The sequence below is a fragment of the Vibrio sp. 10N.222.48.A3 genome, assembly GCF_041475345.1.
GTDB lineage: Bacteria > Pseudomonadota > Gammaproteobacteria > Enterobacterales > Vibrionaceae > Vibrio > Vibrio tasmaniensis_A.
On sequence record NZ_JBFRVX010000211.1, the window covers coordinates 1 to 2,215 of the forward strand.

Genomic DNA, 2,215 nt, shown 5'->3' on the forward strand with positions numbered 1-2,215 from the left:
TGTTGAGCGTTCCTTTTAAGTAAGGAGCCTCTCGAAGTGGACGGCCATTCTAGCGAATTAACATTCAGTGTCAAACACTTTTTGAAAATTAATTTTTTGTCGCTTTCCGTCTGACTGATTGTTGCTGAAGCCTTGTGGCGTCTGCCGTCTCAGTGGTGTCGCATTATAGGGAACCCACTCAGCTTAGCAACTACTTTTTCATGAAAAATGAATAAATAGAGCTTAAGTGCCTAATAGTTCACCTAAACGGAAAAAAGAGAGCATTTCTGCTCTCTTTTTGCTCTAAATCTAAAAGAATTCTTAGATAAACGCGTAAGCATCTGCGTACATATGGTCACGCTTTGCTTCTTTATTCTGAGTAAACAAGTCTCTTGCAGCACCTGCCATTTCGAAACGACCCGCAATGTAGATATCAAAATCAGCTAATGATTCGAAACTTTGCGTGATTGCTTCAAGTACATTACCCGTTTGACCGTGCCAAACTTCAGGTGCTTCTTCTACTACTGGTACAAAATGTACATTGCTGTGTTTTGCTGCAATGTCGACAAGCTCTTCTTTCGCATACAGCTGGCACTCATCTTTTGCGCCCCAGTATAGATGAATCTCTTTTTTACTGTTCTGCGCGATGCAGTGATCGAGAATAGAGCGCACGTAGCTAAAGCCAGTACCACCAGCAATCAGTAACAGAGGGCGATCGCTTTCTTCTTTAACCCACGCATCACCATGCGGAGCATCAATAGCTATGTCGCCATCTTCAGCTTGCGCTTTCTTCATTGCCTCAACAACTTCTGAAGCGTAAGCATTGTGCTCAGCTGCACCAATGTGTAACTCAAGCTCGCCTTCATGACGACAAGGGCTGCTTGCAATCGAAAATGGACGCTTGTCTTTTTCACCCATTTCAACCATCAAGTATTGGCCCGCTTTAAAAGCGACCGGTGTTTCTGGGTGAAGTAGGATTTGGTAAGTGTTACAAGCCAAAGGCTCGATAGATTTCACTTTACATTTAATAGTCATGTTCTTCCTCTCACTAACCCTTAATCGGCAAAGGTTAGAACTAAATTACTTTCTGCAAATGCTTGGCAAGCAAAAATCCAACCTTGTAACTGCTCTTTCTCTGTGAGCATGGGTTCAAGGTGGTAACTCACTTGGCCTTCTAATTTTTTGCACATGCACATAGCGCATGCACCAACTTGGCAACGGTTTGGAAAATTGATATTGCTGTTGAGCGCAGCATCCAAAACCGTTTGCCCTTTTTCTACGGTAAAACTGATATTTTCTGGGTATAAGATTACTTGGAAGCTCATTAGATTCCTAGCTGTTCCCAGATGCTATCAATCTTTTTAACGACGTCTGGATCCTTGGTGATTGGAACACCCCACTCACGTAGGCATTCACCTTCAAACTTGTTCGTCGCATCTAGACCCATTTTTGAGTGTCCAGTTTGGTTTTTCAAGAATAACGTATCTCTTGCCGGATCCATTCTTGTAGTCACCGCCCAGACAATGTCATTCCAGTCACTGACGTTAACGTCACTATCACACACGATGACAAATTTGTTCTCATCAAACTGAGACCAAACCGCTTCAATGATTTTCTTACCATTACCTGCTGCTTGCTTATCGATAGACACAACGACCATGCACGCATTGTCATTCTGTAAGTGAATATCAATAATTTCAGGGAAGGTTTCGGTTAGCTCAGCTAGGCAACCTTCAACATGCTTACTATCTATAGGTAAAGATTTAGCATCAGGTGATAGTGCCAACTCCGCATCCCACTTCTTAGTAATGTCTAAACCCATTTTTGAGCCTAAACCTACCACTGGCGATGCGAAATCTAGTGAATCGATAGGTGTGTTCTCTATCATCAGGCTGTCACGAGACGGATCCATATGTTCGCACATAGCAGCGGTCACTTGAGACCAATCACGTGCGTTAACATCCTCATCGCATACCAAGACAAATTTTGTGTACATGAATTGGCGTAGGAAAGACCATACACCCATCATCACTCGCTTAGCGTGACCTGGGTATTGCTTCTTCATGGTCACTACCGCCATTCGGTACGAACAACCTTCAGGTGGCAAGTAGAAGTCTTCTATTTCTGGGAATTGCTTTTGAAGAATAGGAACAAACACTTCATTTAACGCAACACCTAATACTGCGGGCTCATCAGGTGGACGGCCAGTATAGGTACTGTGATAAATCGGATTCTC

2 protein-coding genes and 1 pseudogene are annotated in these 2,215 nt (G+C 43.2%); all 3 read right to left on the bottom strand.

All coding sequences use genetic code 11. The features are described from left to right. Window positions 1–300: 300 nt before the first annotated feature. Complete coding sequence (fre, locus tag AB4653_RS07385; protein WP_009848201.1) at window positions 301–1,014, bottom strand: NAD(P)H-flavin reductase; 714 nt, start codon at window positions 1,012–1,014, stop codon at window positions 301–303. A 20-nt stretch (window positions 1,015–1,034) separates the two neighbouring features. Next, the gene (locus tag AB4653_RS07390) at window positions 1,035–1,304 is read right to left on the bottom strand and encodes a 2Fe-2S iron-sulfur cluster-binding protein (protein ID WP_009848200.1); all 270 of its coding nucleotides are present in this window, start codon (window positions 1,302–1,304) and stop codon (window positions 1,035–1,037) included. Further along, window positions 1,304–2,215, bottom strand: a pseudogene (locus AB4653_RS07395) (3-octaprenyl-4-hydroxybenzoate carboxy-lyase); the annotation flags it as partial. The pseudogene AB4653_RS07395 and the gene AB4653_RS07390, both read right to left, overlap by 1 nt.

Excerpts from the sequence above, each read along its gene's own strand:
- fre (WP_009848201.1), bottom strand. The coding sequence starts at position 1,014 with ATGACTATTAAATGTAAAGTGAAATCTATCGAGCCTTTGGCTTGTAAC.
- AB4653_RS07390 (WP_009848200.1), bottom strand. The coding sequence starts at position 1,304 with ATGAGCTTCCAAGTAATCTTATACCCAGAAAATATCAGTTTTACCGTA.